Here is a 19013-nt window from a genome sequence, read left to right on the forward strand (position 1 = left end):
CTCCGACCGCCTGGTTCGTAGCCAGGTACTCTATCCAGCTGAGCTAAGAGCGCACATTTATATTGCCTAACTTGCTAATTTTAGACTCGCAAGAAATGGCGGTGAGGGAGGGATTCGAACCCTCGATGCGGCTACAAACCACATACTCCCTTAGCAGGGGAGCGCCTTCGGCCTCTCGGCCACCTCACCGTCTTGCGGAGGCACATATTACGTTTTACCGAAAATATGTCAAACACTTTATTGAAAAAAATTGGACAAAAACACTCAACCGTTTGCTATTTAATCAAAGCGCTTGCAAATTAAACTTACAAGCTCTAGAAACTACTTTTTCCCTTAAAAATTAAGGCGAAAGATTAACAATAATAAACAGCCGAAAACAATTATCTAACTTATCTAGCAGCAAGTGCTACTGCTATTTTACCATACTATGGGATGCGATATTACGCCATAGGAGAAGTTAACAAATCTTGAGCTTTGGCAAACAAAACCCGATAAAGGACCATACTCAGTCATGTCTGTATTTCACAGTTTTATGACATGTTCGCTTCGCAGCATCAAAAAATCTGTTATTAAACCCATTTTCATTCACACAATATTTCTCGCTCCCCAAGATCAAAAAAGGCTAGCGACAATGCTAGCCTCTTCTCTACGCAAAAAATATCAGTAGTTGCCAGGTGCAACGTTACCATTACCTTTTTCAGCTTGAATGCGCATGTAGATCTCTTCACGATGAACAGATACTTCTTTAGGTGCGTTAACACCAATACGTACTTGGTTACCTTTCACGCCCAATACAGTAACTGTTACTTCATCACCAATCATCAGTGTTTCGCCAACGCGGCGAGTCAAAATTAGCATTCTTTGCTCCTTGAGTAATCTCTAAATTTATCTAGCTACGTGAGCATTATCCAACAAAAGTTATATTTTCGTAAGCTATCGATTGGTTTTATTTAACCAAAATGCACTTCTTTTTTAAGATAACCCTGTGTTTCACGCGTAACGATGTATGCATTGTGTAATATGTTAGCAGCCATATCGACTTGCGTTGGTGATATCACCAAAGTTAAAGACTGCTGCTGCAATAAGTGATGCTGTACATCAATTTCGCCTTCAGACAACAATCCATGTGAACTGACCACAATTTCTCGTGTTCGGCTTCCTACCACAGTTAACAAACTAACCTGTTCACTATTACGGATTTGTGCAGCAAAAACTAGTTTTAATTTAGCACTTATGTCTTGTTTAATAATGAGTGCTGCTCGTTCTGTTTCCTCGATCACACTACAGACTTCGATCCCTAACAATTGACAATGAGAAATAAAAGACGGTAAATCTTCATTCAAACACTCAATCCGCTCCATATCTCTTTCAATCGCTATTCCAGTAATATCATTCAAACACTGGTTGCCCGTGATCAATGTACCTTCGCCTTTTTCAAAACTTGAAAGCACTCGCAATGGCACATTGTGTTGCCAGGCACACTGAACGCACGGCAGATGCAATACCTTAGCACCTCGGCGAGCCATCTCTTCCATAGAAGGAAAATCTAATGTATCTAACTTTTGAGATTGCTTTACGACTCTAGGGTCACAAGAGTAAACACCATCTACATCAGTATAAACCTGACATTCTTTCGCCTGAAGTGCACCAGCGAGCGCTACCGCAGTGGTATCTGAACCGCCACGGCCTAATGTCGTGATATCACCTTTGGTATTGACGCCTTGAAAGCCTGCCACTATCACAATTTGGTTATCATCGAGCAGCGCTTGAATAGGAGCTGTATCAATATGCTCAATCGTCGCATTATTATGATTGGAATCGGTGTGTATCTTTGCTTGATAGCCAGTCATCGATGTCGCTTCATAACCTAACTTGTGCAACGTCATTGCCAATAAGGCCATGGAAACTTGTTCTCCAGCCGTTAACAGCACATCCAGTTCTCTAGCGTTGGGGACGCTATCAATTTGTGTGGCTAAGTTAACCAATCGATTTGTTTCACCTGACATAGCAGAAACGACAACCACGATCTGGTTACCTTCATTTTTCGCTTCAATGATTTTATCTGCTACATGATGGATGCGCTCTATTGAACCCACCGACGTTCCACCAAATTTCTGTACGATAAGAGGCATTTTCACCCGTCCTCACCTTCCCAAGACCGACATCTATATATGACAAAAAAACACATGCTTCGCGTCATAGCGAAGCAATAAAAAATTAACCAAGGAGTCTAACTTACCATTAGACTTCTTGGTTTATCTCAATCCAGCCTTTTACACACTTCCAATAGGCAAAATAAAAGATGCCCAATCATCTGATTGGGCATCTTTGTATCAATTACTTAAGTTTAAAGACGTTCTTCTAACCAAGTACGTACAGATTTAAGCGCTTCAGGTAGTGATTCAACATCAGTACCGCCCGCTTGAGCCATATCTGGACGACCGCCGCCTTTACCGCCAACTTGCTCAGCAACCATCTTAACGAGGTCACCCGCTTTTACTTTGCCGATTAGGTCTTTGGTTACACCAGCAATCAAGCCAACTTTACCGTCTGCTACGTTCGCGATCAGGATGATGCCGCTACCTACTTGGTTTTTAGCGTTATCAACCATAGTACGTAGGTTCTTGTTGTCTGCGCCTTCAATGGCAGCAACCAAAACTTTAGTACCAGAGATCTCTTCTACTTTGCCCATGATGTTTGCGCTTTCTGCAGCAGCCATCTTTTCTTTAAGCAGTTGGATTTCTTTCTCTAGAGATTTCGCTTTCTTAGCTGATTCAGCAAGTTTCTCTTCGTAAGCGTTAGCCTGAGCTTCTACTGCATCTAGAGCAGCTTCACCCGTTACCGCTTCAATACGACGAATACCCGCAGCAATACCACCTTCAGAAGTGATCTTGAATAGGCCGATATCGCCCGTATTGCTTGCGTGGATACCACCACAAAGTTCAGTAGAGAAATCGCCCATAGATAAAACGCGAACTTCATCATCGTACTTCTCGCCAAACAGTGCCATTGCACCTTTTTCTTTCGCTGATTCGATGTCCATGATGTTGGTTTCAATCACGTGGTTCTTACGAACTTGTGCGTTAACCAAGCGCTCTACTTCTTTAATCTGTGCCGGTGTTACCGCTTCAAGGTTAGAGAAATCAAAACGCAGGTTGTCTGGCTTAACTAAAGAACCTTTCTGAGCAACGTGCTCACCTAGCACTTCGCGCAGTGCAGAGTGAAGTAAGTGAGTTGCAGAGTGGTTTAGTGAGATAGCAGCACGACGCTCAGCGTCAACCGTTGCTTCTACTTTATCGCCCTTAGCCAATACACCTTCAACTAGCTCACCGTGGTGCGCAAATGCGTTACCGAGCTTCTGAGTGTCTTGTACTTCGAATAGACCCGATACTGTTTTCAGCGTACCCGCATCACCACATTGGCCGCCAGATTCAGCGTAGAATGGCGTATCTTCAAGGATAATAATTGCTTTGTCACCGGCTGATAGTGAAGATACTTCTTCGCCGTCAACGAATAGCGCAGAAATTTCACCTGAACCTTCAGTACCTGTGTAACCAAAGAACTCAGTATTGGTGTCTACTTTGATAGTCGCGTTGTAATCAGTACCGAACTGGCCTGCTTCACGTGCACGCTGACGCTGTACTTCCATCGCTTTCTCAAAGCCTTCTTCATCGATAGTAAAGTCGCGTTCACGAGCTACATCGTTAGTAAGGTCAGCTGGGAAGCCGTATGTATCGTAAAGTTTGAAAACGGTTTCGCCGTCAAGCTCTTTGCCTTCAAGTGCATCTAGTGCGTCATTAAGAATAACCATGCCGCGCTCTAGAGTACGACCAAAGTTCTCTTCTTCAATGCGAAGTACTTTTTCAACAAGCTCTTGCTGTTTCTTAAGTTCATCTGCCGCAGAGCCCATCACTTCAGCTAGTACACCCACTAGTTTGTGGAAGAACACGCCTTGTGCGCCAAGCTTATTACCGTGACGAACTGCACGACGAATAATACGACGTAGAACGTAGCCACGACCTTCGTTTGAAGGCATAACGCCGTCAGCGATTAGGAATGAACAAGAACGGATGTGGTCCGCAATAACGCGTAGCGATTGGTTAGATAGATCGTCATGACCCACAACTTCCGCTGTCGCTTTGATTAGCTTTTGGAATACATCAATTTCGTAGTTAGAGTGAACGCCCTGCATGATTGCAGAAATACGCTCAATACCCATACCTGTATCTACAGCAGGCTTAGGTAACGGTTCCATTGTACCGTCAGCGTGACGGTTGAACTGCATGAATACGTTGTTCCAGATCTCAATGAAACGGTCACCATCTTCTTCAGGTGTGCCAGGACGGCCGCCCCAGATGTGCTCACCGTGATCGTAGAAGATTTCAGTACATGGACCACAAGGACCTGTGTCCCCCATCGTCCAGAAGTTATCGGACTCGAACTGTTTACCGCCTTCTTTGTCGCCAATGCGAACGATACGGTCAGCAGGAACACCTACTTTTTTGTTCCAGATATCGAATGCTTCATCATCTGTCTCGTATACCGTTACCAGTAGACGCTCTTTTGGCAGTTGAAGAGTTTCTGTCAGGAATTCCCAAGCAAACGCAATCGCATCTTCTTTGAAATAATCACCAAAGCTGAAGTTACCTAGCATTTCAAAGAATGTGTGGTGACGAGCCGTGAAACCTACGTTTTCAAGGTCATTATGCTTACCACCCGCACGTACACAACGCTGAGCCGTAGTTGCTCGAGTGTAGGCACGCTTTTCGGCGCCTAAGAAGCAATCTTTGAATTGGTTCATACCTGCGTTAGTGAATAGCAGGGTTGGATCGTTATGTGGAACTAACGATGAACTGTCTACGATTTGGTGTTCTTTGCTCTCAAAGAACTTAAGGAACGCGTTGCGAACCTCATCAGTGCTCATGTACATGCAGCTCTTCCTGAAAATAGTCGAGTTAGAATTTTGCCGTATTGTAGATCATGGTTAAGGCTTCGACTAGTTTTCTTGTAGAAAAGACACCCTTGGGCAAGATTTTATTGAGAATCAGGTAAAGTGGAGAATATTCCACTAGCTGAGCAAAGAAAAAACAGAACTACACTTTCAACCTAACCACTAAGGTAAGCCAAGTAAACACAGACTAGGACGGAAGAGCTTCAATAAAAAAGCCCCACATAAAATATGCGAGGCTTTATTAAGCTCTTCCAAAGCGGGTGTTTATTTCAAACATCCACTCTGTAAAACGTTAGCTTATAGCTCTTCGTTTTCTTCTTCTTTCTCTACGTCTTTCTCTTCAAGAACAGCAGGAGTCAGTAGTAACTCACGAAGTTTAGTATCGATCTCTAGAGCAACTTCTGGGTTTTCACGTAGGTATTTACCAGCGTTAGCTTTACCTTGGCCGATCTTATCGCCTTTGTAGCTGTACCAAGCGCCCGCTTTTTCTACTAGCTTATTCTTAACACCTAAATCGATAAGCTCACCTTCGCGGTTGAAGCCTTTACCGTAAAGGATTTGAGTCTCAGCTTGTTTGAATGGTGCAGCAATCTTGTTCTTAACGACCTTGATACGAGTTTCGTTACCAACAACTTCATCACCATCTTTAATCGCACCAGTACGGCGAATATCAAGACGAACAGATGCGTAAAACTTAAGTGCGTTACCACCTGTTGTTGTTTCTGGGTTACCGAACATCACACCAATTTTCATACGAATTTGGTTAATGAAGATAGCCATACAGTTAGACTGCTTAAGGTTGCCCGTCAGCTTACGCATTGCTTGAGAAAGCATACGAGCCTGAAGACCCATGTGGCTGTCACCCATTTCGCCTTCAATTTCTGCTTTTGGTGTTAGTGCTGCTACTGAGTCAATAACAAGAACGTCGATTGCACCTGAACGAGCCAGTGCATCACAGATTTCAAGCGCTTGCTCACCCGTATCTGGTTGAGAAACAAGAAGTGCATCGATATCAACACCAAGCTTTTGAGCGTAGATAGGGTCTAGTGCGTGCTCCGCATCAACGAATGCACACGTTTTGCCTACTTTCTGTGCTGCAGCAATAAGCTCAAGCGTTAGCGTTGTTTTACCTGATGATTCTGGACCGTAAACTTCTACGATACGTCCCATCGGTAGGCCACCAGCACCTAGTGCGATATCTAGAGATAGAGAGCCTGTAGAAATAGTTTCTACGTCCATTGTGCGGTTATCACCAAGACGCATGATCGAACCTTTACCAAATTGCTTTTCAATCTGACCAAGGGCTGCGGCTAACGCTTTTTGTTTATTCTCGTCCATTTCTATCTCCACATAATCGGTTGTCTCAACAAGCGATCTAGAATCTATTTCTAACCCACATAGGGGTGACTAATTGGCTTTTATTATACTGTTGATTCATACAGTGTCCATACCTGTATGAAAATAATTTGTACAAATGTTACTTACCTTCCATTGATAGGTAATCATAAATAACTTGCAGGGCATGGTGCGTGGCTTGTTGGCGTACTTGTGATCTGTCGCCTGTAAATACATGCGTTTCTACTTTATCCCAGCCATTTAGCGCTTTCCACGCGAAGCATACTGTACCAACAGGCTTATCTTCGGTCGCACCACCTGGCCCGGCAATGCCACTAATTGATACAGAGATCGTCCCGTTTGAGTGTTGCAATGCCCCGCTCGCCATTTCGATTACGACAGGCTCACTCACGGCGCCGAACTCAACTAAGGTTTCAAGCTGAACACCAATCATCTCTTGTTTTGCTTCATTACTGTAGGTCACGAAAGCACGGTCAAACCAAGCCGAGCTACCAGCAATATCGGTTACCGCGCTAGCAACGCCACCTCCAGTGCAAGATTCAGCCGTCACTAATACATGTTTATGTTTCGCAAGTAAGTGTCCGAGTTTTTCACTAAGAGCTTGAGTCGTCTGCATCTTTGGCTTCCCTTATCTAGATGTATATCATTTGGATTTGCATCTTTTCGCATGTGTCGCTTTTCGCACGAAACGCTTTCACGTATCCTAAGCCGCAATAGAAATAAACGAAAGAAGTTAACTGTGAAAGCCGATCAAAAACATACTCCTATGATGCAGCAGTACCTAAAACTAAAAGCAGAAAATCCAGAAATTTTGCTGTTCTATCGCATGGGAGATTTCTACGAGCTTTTCTACGATGATGCTAAAAAAGCCTCTCAACTCCTCGATATTTCGCTAACCAAGCGTGGCTCTTCAAACGGTGAGCCTATTCCTATGGCTGGTGTTCCATACCACGCCGTTGAAGGTTACCTTGCGAAGTTAGTGCAGTTGGGCGAGTCCGTAGCGATTTGTGAACAGATTGGTAATCCAGCAATTTCAAAGGGCCCGGTTGATCGCGCTGTCGTAAGAATTGTGACTCCGGGAACCGTAACCGACGAAGCACTGCTTTCTGAGCGTGTTGATAACCTGATTGCCTCTATTTATTACCACAACGGTAAATTTGGTTACGCGACGCTTGATATTACCTCTGGCCGCTTCCAACTCTGCGAGCCAGAAACTGAAGAAGCGATGTCCGCTGAGCTACAGAGAACCTCTCCACGTGAGCTGTTGTTCCCTGAAGACTTCGAACCTGTTAATTTGATGGCAAGTCGTAACGGCAATCGCCGCCGTCCAGTATGGGAATTTGAATTAGATACCGCGAAGCAGCAGCTGAACCAACAATTTGGTACTCGCGACCTTGTGGGTTTTGGCGTTGAAGGTGCGAAACTTGGCTTGTGTGCAGCCGGCTGTCTTATTCAGTATGTAAAAGATACTCAACGTACAGCGCTTCCACATATCCGTTCACTGACCATGGACAAGCAAGATCACTCGGTGATCCTTGATGCTGCGACTCGCCGCAATCTAGAGATCACGCAAAATCTTGGCGGTGGCACAGATAACACCTTGGCTGAAGTCCTAGATCACACTGCTACGGCAATGGGCAGTCGCATGCTTAAGCGTTGGTTACATCAACCAATGCGCAATATCTCGGCACTTGATCAACGCTTAGATGCGATTGGTGAAATGAAAGATTTAGCTCTCTTTGCAGAGCTCCAGCCGACCTTAAAACAGATCGGTGATATCGAGCGTATCCTTGCTCGTCTTGCACTTCGTTCTGCTCGCCCACGTGATATGGCTCGACTTCGTCAAGCAATGGAATACTTACCAGAGCTTGCTGAAACACTGACTCAGCTTAAGCACCCATACCTGACTCAACTTGCTCAGTATGCGTCTCCTGTGGATGAGGTGTCGGAGCTGCTAGAGCGTGCAATCAAAGAGAACCCGCCCGTAGTTATCCGAGATGGCGGTGTGATTGCAGAAGGCTACAACGCAGAACTCGATGAATGGCGCGACCTTGCTGCGGGTGCAACCGAATTTCTGGATAAACTTGAGCAAGAAGAGCGTGAACGTCACGGCATCGACACTCTAAAAGTTGGTTACAACAACGTACACGGTTTCTTCATTCAAGTGAGCCGCGGACAGAGCCACCTTGTGCCGCCACATTATGTTCGTCGCCAAACGCTTAAGAATGCTGAACGTTACATTATTCCTGAGCTGAAAGAGCACGAAGACAAAGTGCTTAACTCTAAATCGAAGGCACTGGCTATCGAGAAGCAGTTGTGGGAAGAGTTGTTTGATTTACTACTGCCATACCTAGAACGACTACAAAACATCGCTTCTTCAGTATCTCAACTTGATGTACTACAAAACTTAGCTGAGCGAGCAGATACACTTGATTACTGTCGTCCAACTATGACAGAAGCGGCCGGTATACAGATACAAGCGGGTCGTCACCCAGTAGTAGAGCAAGTGATGGACGAACCTTTCATCGCCAACCCTATCGACCTTAACGACCAGCGTAAAATGCTGATCATCACAGGTCCAAACATGGGTGGTAAGTCGACCTACATGCGCCAAACGGCTCTCATAGCATTGATGGCCCACATAGGTTGCTACGTTCCAGCCGAAAGCGCGACGATTGGCTCTATCGACCGTATCTTTACTCGTATTGGCGCATCGGATGATTTGGCTTCTGGCCGTTCAACCTTCATGGTTGAGATGACAGAAACCGCTAACATTCTGCATAACGCGACACCAAATAGCCTTGTATTAATGGATGAGATCGGCCGTGGTACCAGTACTTATGATGGTTTGTCGCTGGCTTGGGCAAGTGCAGAATGGCTAGCAAATCAAATTAATTCGATGACGTTGTTTGCCACGCATTATTTTGAGCTAACCGAGTTACCGAACCAACTTCCAACATTGGCAAACGTACACTTAGATGCAGTTGAACATGGCGACAACATTGCCTTTATGCATGCAGTACAAGAAGGTGCAGCGAGTAAATCTTATGGCTTAGCGGTTGCCGGCTTAGCGGGTGTTCCTAAAGTGGTGATCAAAAATGCTCGTGCTAAACTAACGCAACTAGAAGCGCTCAGTATCGGGGCTCCGATGTCGAGATCAAGCGACGTTGATATCGCAAACCAACTGAGTTTGATCCCTGAACCGAGTGAAGTGGAACAAGCACTAGCGAATGTCGATCCTGATGATCTAACACCTCGACAAGCATTAGAAGAGCTCTACCGCTTGAAGAAGCTACTTTAGTTTAAATAGCCAGCGCTGTAGTTTTTAGTTGAAGTAAAAGCTAAATCAGAAGCCAAAACTAAAAAACGCTGACATTAGTCAGCGTTTTTTTATTTCGATATCGTGGAATATCGTTTAGTCGTTTTCAACGTTGAACAGGTTTTCCATGTTCAGACCTTGTTTGATCAGAATCTCACGTAAACGGCGCAAACCTTCAACTTGAATTTGACGAACACGCTCACGAGTCAGGCTGATTTCACGACCAACTTCTTCTAGTGTTGACGGTTCATAACCAAGCAATCCAAATCGACGTGCAAGCACCTCTTTCTGCTTCGGATTCAGCTCATCAAGCCAGAATATCAACGAATTCTTGATATCGCTATCTTGAGTTGAAACCTCAGGATCTGAATTGTTGATGTCTGGAATAATATCCAACAGTGCTTTCTCACCGTCACCACCAATTGGCGTATCTACAGAGCTCACTCTTTCGTTTAGACGAAGCATCTTGCTCACATCACCAACGGGTTTATCTAGCTTAGAAGCGATCTCTTCTGCCGTTGGTTCATGGTCAAGCTTTTGTGATAGCTCTCTTGCAGTACGTAGGTAGATGTTCAGCTCTTTCACAACATGGATTGGTAAACGGATAGTCCGAGTCTGATTCATCAACGCACGTTCAATAGTTTGACGAATCCACCATGTCGCGTAAGTCGAAAAACGGAAACCACGTTCTGGGTCAAACTTCTCTACGGCGCGAATCAAACCTAAGTTGCCTTCTTCAATTAGATCGAGAAGTGCTAAACCGCGATTGCTATAACGACGTGAAATTTTTACCACTAAACGCAGGTTACTTTCTATCATGCGTTTACGTGCTGCTTCATCACCGCGTAGAGCTCGACGTGCATAAAGCACTTCTTCTTCTGCGGTTAATAGTGGTGAGAAACCGATCTCGCCTAGATAAAGTTGAGTGGCATCTAGGCTTTTAGACGTAACTTCAACTTCTTCTTTCGCTTCGGTTTTCTTAGTGACTGTTCGCTTTGCTTTTCCAAGTGCTTCCGGTTCCGTGGTTACTTGGACAAGATCGAACTCTTCTTTGGTTACTGCATTGCTTATACTCATAACGCCTCCCCCTGGCGAAATTAGCATGACATTACAACTTCATATGTCGCTAAATGACTATGTCACTTCATACAATGTCCTATTAAGAGACCTTGTATTTAAGGCAGATATCGTTTTGGATTAACTGATTTGCCTTGGTAACGAATCTCAAAGTGCAGCCTAACACTGCTGGCTCCAGAGCTTCCCATTGTTGCAATCTTCTGCCCTGGTTTCACACTTTGCCCTTCAGATACTAATAACCGGTCATTATGCGCGTATGCACTTAAGTAATTATCATTGTGCTTCACAATCACTAGATTGCCGTAGCCTCGCAATGCATTACCCGAATAAACAACCGTTCCCCCTGCAGTAGATACTATTGGCTGACCTCGCTGTCCTGCTATGTCTATGCCTTTATTTCCTTGTTCGCCTACAGAGAAGTTCTTAATCACTCTCCCTTTTGTTGGCCATAACCATTTGGATACTTTATCACTTGTTGGTTTGGTGGTCGGTGTAACATTTTGTTTACCTTTAGAACCAACATACTCTTTTGATTTGGATTGTTCAACCTTCTTTGGTGAATCTTTTTTAACCACTTTGGTGGTAGTTTGAGCAGGGGAAAATTTAGAGTTTTTACTCGGTTTAGGTATGATTTTAGGGTTACTTGCCGCAGATGACGTGGTTGATGCCGCGACAGGCGCAGCAACAGCTGCTGCCGCCACCGTTGATTTACCATACGCTGGCGCGCTGTAGCTCGGGCGCCATAACTTAAGCTTCTGTCCTGGGTGGATAGTATAAGGGGCAGAAAGCTTGTTATAACTCACAAGATCATTAACGTCTTTATTAGTGACATAAGCGATGAAATAAAGAGTATCGCCTTTTTTCACTTCATAATAACTGCCGCGATAACTACCACGGTCGATCGATGAGTAATTCTTGTTAAGGCTTGAAACGGGCGCAGGCGAATTCGCTGCACACCCAACAAGTGCACAGCCAAGCAGTAAAGTACTTCCTTTTAACAACTTTGAACCCATCGACTCTCTATCCACCTACACCAGTAGTATTTTGATTAAGCTAACTCACCAGGAACGAGAGGTACAAATCTCACGACCTCGATAACACTCGATAAAAACTCGTCACCATGGCGAACAATCTTCAACAATTGCTGTTCATCATCACCGACAGGAATCAGTAAACGACCACCATCTTTAAGTTGTTGCAAAAGCACTTGAGGAATCGACTCAGCAGCAGCGGTGACAATAATCGCATCAAAAGGGGCTTTTGAAGACCACCCATGCCAGCCATCACCGTGTTTGGTTGAGATATTGTAGAAATCGAGTTGCTTCAACCTACGCTTAGCATTCCACTGTAGCGACTTTATTCTTTCAACCGAATAAACATGGTCAACAAGCTGAGCTAATACTGCGGTTTGGTAACCAGAACCGGTTCCGATCTCCAAAACGCGACTGTCTTGTTGTAACTCAAGTAACTCTGTCATTTTAGCAACGATGTATGGCTGAGAGATTGTTTGTCCCTGTCCAATAGGCAGCGCATTGTTATCATAAGCTTGATGATACATTGCCTGTGATAAAAAGCTCTCTCTCGGCAGTTGGTAAATAGCATCGAGAACCTTATGATCCTGAATACCATTTTCAATCAAAAAAGTAACTAAGCGCTCGGCTTGTGGGTTGCTCACTTACTTCTCTCCTAACCATGTTGTCATCGAACCTAACGACTCGTGCGCCGTCAGATCAACTTGTAACGGTGTTACCGATACAAAGCCATGTTCAATAGCGTAAAAATCGGTACCTTCGCCTGCATCTTGCTCTTTGCCCGGAGGACCAAGCCAATAAATATCATGACCGCGGGGGTCTTTTTGCTTAATCATATCTTCAGCATGGTGACGAGCGCCAAGGCGTGTTACTTGAGTTCCAGACAACTGTTCTACAGACAGGTCAGGAACGTTGACGTTTAACAGGCGGTTAGTGGGTATTGGGTTTACTAAATGTTGCTCGACGATACGACGAGCAATCTCTGCCGCTGTTTTAAAATGTTTTTTACCTACCAGTGAAAACGCTACCGATTGAACGCCCAAGAAATGACCTTCCATTGCAGCTGCAACTGTGCCTGAATAAAGCACATCGTCACCAAGGTTAGCACCGTGATTAATGCCCGTTAAAACCAGATTGGGCATATCGTTCTTTAACAGTTCATTTAACGCAAAATGCACACAGTCGGTCGGTGTTCCTTGTACTGAATAGGTATTTTCAGCAATTTCTTGAACACGCAGAGGTTGTTCTAAAGTTAATGAATTTGAAGCACCCGAGCGATTACGATCAGGTGCAACAATGATAATTTCAGCAAGATCACGTAATTCATTTGCCAACTCATGAATACCTTGAGCATGCACACCATCATCGTTGCTGAGTAAAATCTTCATCTTGTATCCTTTCTTTTGTTCCAATGCCAAGTGACTAAATTCCAATATCAAGTGACTTAGCTCCAAGCAGAATCGTTATTGCTCGTAGCTTCTTTCTACGTGTACTTCTTCAACCAATTCACGAACAATCGCTGTTGCGAAACAACCCGCATCAAGAGAGAACTTAAGCGTGACATTATCTTCGTTCACTTCCCAAGTTAAATCCGTTGGTTTCAGTGACGCTTCGCGGCGATCATGGCGCATACGGTTACCGCGAATCAGCGCCATTAGGTCAGGTTCAGAATCAAGATGTTTTTGCTCTAACGCTTGAGACTCATCAGTCGTTGGCAAAGCATTATCGCCAGCCAAAGCAACAGTAACCCATGCAGCGCCATTCGCGATGTCTTGGTTTACTGCTTCGATATTGTCCGCAGTTACCGTTAGTTGAGCGCCGTCTTTCATGACAATATCGCCAAGCAATGCCGATGCAAACGCATCTTGCTCAATACGGTCTGATAGGATCAGGTTGTAAATCCACGAGCGAGCCGCAGAAAGGTACAAGCTGCGCTTATTCTGGTTACGAGTACGAACGTTATCACGGCCCCAACGACGAGCTTCAGATAAGTTGTTACCTTCATTACCAAAACGCTGAGCACCGAAGTAATTTGGCACGCCAACTTGAGCGACTTTTTCCAAACGTTTTACGACATCATCACAGTCTGTTACTTCAGACAAAGTCAGCTCGAACTGGTTGCCAACTAAATCACCCGGGCGTAACTTTTTGTTGTGTCGTGCTGTCGCCAAGATCTCAATGCTTGGGTATTGTGCTAAGAACGCTGAAAAGTCAGGCTCACCTTTAGGTAGGTGGACACTCAACCACTGCTCGGTAACCGCGTGACGATCTTTCAAACCCGCCCAACTCACATCTTTCGATTTAACACCGCACGCTTTAGCCAGTTCGTTTGCTACGAAGCTCGTGTTCTCACCCGTTTTACGAATGCGAACCATTAGGTGCTCGCCTTCACCAGTAAACTCAAAACCTAGGTCTTCATTAACGACAAAGTCTTCGGCTTTTGCTTTTAGTTTTGCTTTCGCAGTTGGTTTACCGTTTAGATAAGCCAATGAAGATAAAATATCTGACATGCTGTTCTTTTCGTGTTGGTGCTTACGCACTTTTAGTAATTAGGACCACCGCTTCACATGCGATGCCCTCTTTGCGACCTGTAAAACCTAAACGCTCAGTGGTCGTCGCTTTTACATTCACATTGCCAATGCTGGTTTCTAGGTCTTGAGCAATAGCTTTACACATAGAGTCTATATGAGGCGCCATCTTTGGAGCTTGCGCCATAATAGTAATATCCGCATTACCAATCATGTAACCTTGTTCTTTTACTCGACGGTAAACATCTTTCAGTAGTTCACGACTATCTGCACCTTTCCATTCATCATCGGTATCAGGGAAATGACGACCAATATCACCCGCAGCAATCGCACCTAGTAAAGCGTCACACAACGCATGAAGGGCAACATCACCGTCTGAATGTGCAATAAGACCTTGCTCGTAAGGGATGCTTACCCCACCAATAATTACCGGGCCTTCACCGCCAAACTTATGTACATCAAAGCCATGGCCAATACGAATCATCATTATTCCTTATTCTGACTTAAATAGAACTCAGCAAGGGCTAAATCTTCTGGCTGAGTAATCTTAAAATTATCTGAGCGCCCTGTAACTAAAGCGGGCGATAAACCTTTCCACTCAAAGGCTGAGGCTTCATCAGTAATCGAAGCGCCTTGTTGCAACGCGTCACTTAATGCCTTCCACAGAGGCTTTGCTCTGAACATTTGCGGCGTAAGTGCATGCCATAAATCCGCTCGCTCAACGGTATGCTCGATCTGCCCTTGGGCACCTCGCTTCATGGTGTCACGAACTGGAGCGGCTAAAATAGCGCCCACATCATGGCTCATCGCGCCGGAAATTAGCTTATCGATATCACTTAGCTGAACACACGGCCTTGCCGCATCGTGAACCATTACCCAATCACTAAGCTGCTGCTCAGCGATATAGTTTAGCGCAGAGAGTACAGAGTCCGCTCGCTCGCTTCCGCCAGATACCCGGATCACTTGTGGGTTCTGGTTGAGAGCTAGCTCAGGGTAGTATGGGTCATCATCACTGATCGCAACGACAATTTGAGCGACTTGTGGGTGAGACAATAATTTCTCAACGGTGTGCTCTAAAATTGTTTTGCCGTGAATCTTGAGATATTGCTTAGGGCGGTCTGCCTTCATTCGGCTACCTACGCCCGCCGCAGGTACAACGGCAATCACGCTTTGAAGTTGAGTCGACATTAATGGGATTCCTCGCCAATGATGCGATAAAACGTTTCGCCTTCTTTGACCATTCCAAGTTCATGACGTGCGCGTTCTTCGATAGCATCTAAGCCTTGTCGGAGGTCGTCGATTTCTGCAAACATCTCAGCATTTCGAATATGCAGCTTTTCATTCACTTGCTGCTGAACTTGAATTTCGTTGTTCACACCGTAGTAATCAGAGATACCATTTTTACCAAACCACAGTGTGTGTTGTAGCCAGCCAAACACTATGAGCAAAACTAAAGCAAAAATTCGCATAACACCTTTCGCCGGTTGAAAAAGAAGGAACTAGAATAAGGCACATATATACCATAATGCGTTTATTGGTGCGAGATATGTGGTACCAGGGAATCAATAAGTCGGGGAATTGTTGTAATTCGAAACCTATGTGAGAATCCCAATTCCTTTCTCCGCCAGTCTCAAGAATGACGAATTTTAGGCAAAAAAATGCCCCGCATAAGCGAGGCATTTAAAAGCATTAGTGCATAATTCGCTAGGAATTATTGACCTTTAACTTCTTTAAGACCGTTGAAAGGAGCTTTAGAACCTAGAGCTTCTTCGATACGGATTAGTTGGTTGTACTTAGCAACACGGTCAGAACGGCTCATAGAACCAGTTTTGATTTGACCTGCAGCTGTACCTACCGCTAGATCTGCGATAGTTGCATCTTCAGTTTCGCCAGAACGGTGAGAGATTACTGCAGTGTAGCCAGCGTCTTTAGCCATCTTAATTGCAGCTAGAGTCTCTGTTAGAGAACCGATTTGGTTGAACTTGATAAGGATAGAGTTAGCTACGCCTTTCTCGATACCTTCAGCAAGAATCTTAGTGTTTGTAACGAACAGATCGTCACCAACGATTTGAAGCTTGTCGCCTAGAAGTTCAGTTTGGTGCTTGAAGCCATCCCAATCCGACTCGTCAAGACCGTCTTCGATAGAAACGATTGGGAAGTTGTTAGCTAGTTCAGCTAGGTAGTGGTTGAACTCTTCAGAAGTGAAAGTTTTACCTTCACCCTTCATGTTGTAGATGCCAGCTTCTTTGTCGAAGAACTCAGATGCAGCACAGTCCATAGCAAGAGTAACGTCTTTACCTAGTTCGTAACCAGCAGCTGCAACAGCTTCTGCGATAACTTCGAGAGCTTCAGCGTTAGACTTAAGGTTAGGAGCGAAACCACCTTCATCACCAACTGCAGTGCTGTAGCCTTTAGACTTAAGAACTTTAGCTAGGTTGTGGAATACTTCAGCGCCGATACGTAGACCTTCTTTAAGAGTTTTAGCGCCAACAGGTTGGATCATGAACTCTTGGATGTCAACGTTGTTATCTGCGTGCTCACCACCGTTGATGATGTTCATCATAGGTAGAGGCATAGAGAACTGACCAGCAGTACCGTTTAGCTCAGCGATGTGCTCGTATAGAGGCATGCCTTTCGCAGCAGCAGCAGCTTTTGCGTTAGCTAGAGATACAGCTAGGATAGCGTTCGCGCCGAACTTAGACTTGTTATCAGTACCGTCTAGGTCAAGCATGATTTGGTCAACGTCAGCTTGAGCTTTAGCATCTTTACCAACTAGAGCTTCAGCGATTGGGCCGTTTACAGCTTCAATAGCTTTAAGAACACCTTTACCTAGGAAACGTGATTTGTCGCCGTCACGTAGCTCAAGAGCTTCTCGAGAACCAGTAGATGCGCCAGATGGAGCAGCAGCCATACCTACGAAACCGCCTTCTAGGTGTACTTCAGCTTCTACAGTTGGGTTACCACGTGAATCGATGATTTCACGACCTAGAACTTTAACGATCTTAGACATTGAATGTTTCCTTCTCGTTGAATATATAAATGTCAAATTTAAAGGTAGCAGCACAACCTACGCAGCTACCTGTATTCCTTTTATTTCTCTAATTCGCCACGCTGGAACTCACCAGCCGCTTTCACGAAACCTGCAAACAATGGGTGACCATCGCGAGGTGTTGAAGTGAACTCTGGGTGGAATTGAGCAGCAACAAACCATGGGTGGTTCGGGTTTTCAATTACTTCAACCAGCTTCTTGTCCGCAGATAGACCCGATACTTTCAGGCCCGCTTTTTCGATTTGTGGACGAAGATTGTTGTTCACTTCGTAACGGTGGCGGTGACGTTCATGGATCGTCGCGCTACCGTATAATTCGTAAGCTTTCGTCCCTTTCGCTAGGTGACAAAGCTGTGAACCAAGACGCATCGTGCCGCCTAGGTCAGATGATTCTGTACGCTCTTCAACTTTACCTTCACCATCAGTCCATTCAGTGATAAGACCAACTACTGGGTACTTAGTTTCAGAACAGAACTCAGAAGAGTGTGCCCCTTCCATTTTCGCAACGTTACGAGCGTATTCAATAAGCGCGACTTGCATACCTAGACAGATACCTAGGTACGGTACTTTGTTTTCACGAGCGTATTGAGCAGCAAGAATTTTACCTTCAACGCCACGATCACCGAAGCCACCAGGCACTAGGATTGCATCCAGGCCTTCTAAAAGCTCTACGCCACGAGACTCAAGGTCTTGTGAATCTACGTATTTAATATTAACGCTTAGGCGATTTTTCAAGCCCGCGTGTTTTAGCGCTTCATTAACTGATTTGTAGGCATCCGGTAGTTCAATGTATTTACCAACCAGACCAATCGTCACTTCACCCGTTGGGTTAGCTTCTTCGTAAATAACTTGTTCCCATTCAGACAAGTCAGCTTCTGGAGCCGTGATGCCGAAACGCTTACATACAAGTTCATCAGTGCCTTGAGCTTTAATAAGCTGAGGGATCTTGTAGATAGAGTCAACATCACGCATAGAAATAACCGCATTTTCTTGCACATTACAGAACAAGGCAATTTTCTTACGCTCGTTCGAAGGAATGTTACGGTCTGAACGACAAACTAGGATGTCTGGCTGAATGCCAATAGACAGTAGCTCTTTTACAGAGTGTTGCGTTGGCTTAGTTTTCACTTCGCCCGCTGCTGCTAGGTATGGCACTAGAGTAAGGTGCATGAACATTGCGCGTTCACGGCCTAGTTCAACTGCTAGCTGACGAATCGCTTCCATGAATGGTAGAGATTCGATATCACCAACCGTACCACCAACTTCAACGATCGCAACATCGTGGCCAGATGCACCTGAAATAACACGCTCTTTGATAGAGTTAGTGATGTGCGGGATAACCTGAATAGTTGCACCTAGGTAATCACCGCGACGCTCTTTAGCGAGTACGTCTGAGTAAACACGACCTGCAGTGAAGTTGTTACGCTTAGTCATCTTGGTGCGAATGAATCGCTCATAGTGACCAAGGTCAAGGTCAGTTTCAGCGCCATCTTCCGTAACGAACACTTCACCGTGTTGAGTTGGGCTCATAGTGCCTGGATCAACGTTGATGTAAGGGTCAAGCTTCATCATAGTCACTTTAAGACCACGAGCTTCTAAAATAGCAGCAAGAGACGCTGCTGCAATACCTTTACCTAGAGAGGATACAACCCCGCCAGTAACAAAAATGTAATTTGTCGTCATGTTTAACCTGAAATTGGTTG

16 protein-coding genes and 1 tRNA gene are annotated in these 19013 nt (G+C 44.9%); 1 reads left to right on the plus strand and 16 read right to left on the minus strand.

Translation table 11 applies throughout. The features are described from left to right. Nucleotides 1-96 precede the first annotated feature (96 nt). The 6 genes from ACED48_RS17805 to pncC all read right to left on the minus strand — a co-directional run bounded on the left by ACED48_RS17805 (nucleotide 97) and on the right by pncC (nucleotide 6923). A tRNA-Ser gene (locus tag ACED48_RS17805) sits at nucleotides 97-189 on the minus strand. Nucleotides 190-660: 471 nt separating this feature from the next. Then, nucleotides 661-858 carry a carbon storage regulator CsrA gene (csrA, locus tag ACED48_RS17810; protein ID WP_009847619.1) on the minus strand — a complete coding sequence of 66 codons (198 nt, stop codon included), beginning with the start codon at nucleotides 856-858 and terminating at the stop codon, nucleotides 661-663. Nucleotides 859-950: 92 nt separating this feature from the next. Then, nucleotides 951-2132 (minus strand): aspartate kinase, encoded by a 1182-nt coding sequence (locus ACED48_RS17815; protein WP_017056588.1) that lies wholly within the window; start codon nucleotides 2130-2132, stop codon nucleotides 951-953. 215 nt (nucleotides 2133-2347) lie between these two features. Then, nucleotides 2348-4930, minus strand: coding sequence for an alanine--tRNA ligase (gene alaS, locus ACED48_RS17820; RefSeq protein ID WP_017056587.1), 2583 nt, complete (start codon nucleotides 4928-4930; stop codon nucleotides 2348-2350). 318 nt (nucleotides 4931-5248) lie between these two features. After that, on the minus strand, nucleotides 5249-6289 hold the full coding sequence (gene recA, locus ACED48_RS17825; protein ID WP_017056586.1) for a recombinase RecA: 1041 nt from the start codon (nucleotides 6287-6289) through the stop codon (nucleotides 5249-5251). A 139-nt stretch (nucleotides 6290-6428) separates the two neighbouring features. Further along, the gene (pncC, locus tag ACED48_RS17830) at nucleotides 6429-6923 is read right to left on the minus strand and encodes a nicotinamide-nucleotide amidase (protein ID WP_017056585.1); all 495 of its coding nucleotides are present in this window, start codon (nucleotides 6921-6923) and stop codon (nucleotides 6429-6431) included. 123 nt (nucleotides 6924-7046) lie between these two features. Here pncC and mutS point away from each other — a divergent pair, with 123 nt between their 5' ends. Beyond that, nucleotides 7047-9608: a DNA mismatch repair protein MutS gene (mutS, locus tag ACED48_RS17835; RefSeq protein WP_017056584.1), complete on the plus strand. Its 2562-nt coding sequence runs from the start codon at nucleotides 7047-7049 to the stop codon at nucleotides 9606-9608. 114 nt (nucleotides 9609-9722) lie between these two features. Here mutS and rpoS read toward each other — a convergent pair whose 3' ends face one another. From rpoS to ACED48_RS17885, 10 genes are all read right to left on the minus strand, one after another. Beyond that, nucleotides 9723-10703, minus strand: a complete 981-nt coding sequence (gene rpoS / locus ACED48_RS17840; RefSeq protein ID WP_017056583.1) for an RNA polymerase sigma factor RpoS — start codon at nucleotides 10701-10703, stop codon at nucleotides 9723-9725. Nucleotides 10704-10801: 98 nt separating this feature from the next. Next, the gene (nlpD, locus tag ACED48_RS17845; protein WP_017056582.1) at nucleotides 10802-11716 is read right to left on the minus strand and encodes a murein hydrolase activator NlpD; all 915 of its coding nucleotides are present in this window, start codon (nucleotides 11714-11716) and stop codon (nucleotides 10802-10804) included. Between the two features lie 35 nt (nucleotides 11717-11751). Next, entirely contained in the window at nucleotides 11752-12378 is a 627-nt protein-coding gene (locus ACED48_RS17850) for a protein-L-isoaspartate(D-aspartate) O-methyltransferase (protein WP_017056581.1), read from the minus strand. After that, the gene (surE, locus tag ACED48_RS17855; protein ID WP_017056580.1) at nucleotides 12379-13122 is read right to left on the minus strand and encodes a 5'/3'-nucleotidase SurE; all 744 of its coding nucleotides are present in this window, start codon (nucleotides 13120-13122) and stop codon (nucleotides 12379-12381) included. Between the two features lie 75 nt (nucleotides 13123-13197). Beyond that, on the minus strand, nucleotides 13198-14244 hold the full coding sequence (gene truD, locus ACED48_RS17860) for a tRNA pseudouridine(13) synthase TruD (RefSeq protein ID WP_017056579.1): 1047 nt from the start codon (nucleotides 14242-14244) through the stop codon (nucleotides 13198-13200). Nucleotides 14245-14266: 22 nt separating this feature from the next. Continuing rightward, nucleotides 14267-14746: a 2-C-methyl-D-erythritol 2,4-cyclodiphosphate synthase gene (ispF, locus tag ACED48_RS17865; RefSeq protein ID WP_017056578.1), complete on the minus strand. Its 480-nt coding sequence runs from the start codon at nucleotides 14744-14746 to the stop codon at nucleotides 14267-14269. 2 nt (nucleotides 14747-14748) lie between these two features. After that, nucleotides 14749-15450, minus strand: a complete 702-nt coding sequence (ispD, locus tag ACED48_RS17870; protein WP_017056577.1) for a 2-C-methyl-D-erythritol 4-phosphate cytidylyltransferase — start codon at nucleotides 15448-15450, stop codon at nucleotides 14749-14751. After that, nucleotides 15450-15731 carry a cell division protein FtsB gene (gene ftsB / locus ACED48_RS17875; protein WP_017056576.1) on the minus strand — a complete coding sequence of 94 codons (282 nt, stop codon included), beginning with the start codon at nucleotides 15729-15731 and terminating at the stop codon, nucleotides 15450-15452. The genes ispD and ftsB overlap by 1 nt, the downstream gene beginning before the upstream one ends. Nucleotides 15732-15973: 242 nt before the next feature. Continuing rightward, complete coding sequence (gene eno, locus ACED48_RS17880) at nucleotides 15974-17272, minus strand: phosphopyruvate hydratase (RefSeq protein WP_017056575.1); 1299 nt, start codon at nucleotides 17270-17272, stop codon at nucleotides 15974-15976. Between the two features lie 80 nt (nucleotides 17273-17352). Then, nucleotides 17353-18993 (minus strand): CTP synthase, encoded by a 1641-nt coding sequence (locus ACED48_RS17885; RefSeq protein WP_017056574.1) that lies wholly within the window; start codon nucleotides 18991-18993, stop codon nucleotides 17353-17355. Nucleotides 18994-19013: the final 20 nt, after the last annotated feature.

The organism is Vibrio sp. 5S239 (assembly GCF_041439575.1).
Lineage (GTDB): Bacteria > Pseudomonadota > Gammaproteobacteria > Enterobacterales > Vibrionaceae > Vibrio > Vibrio kanaloae.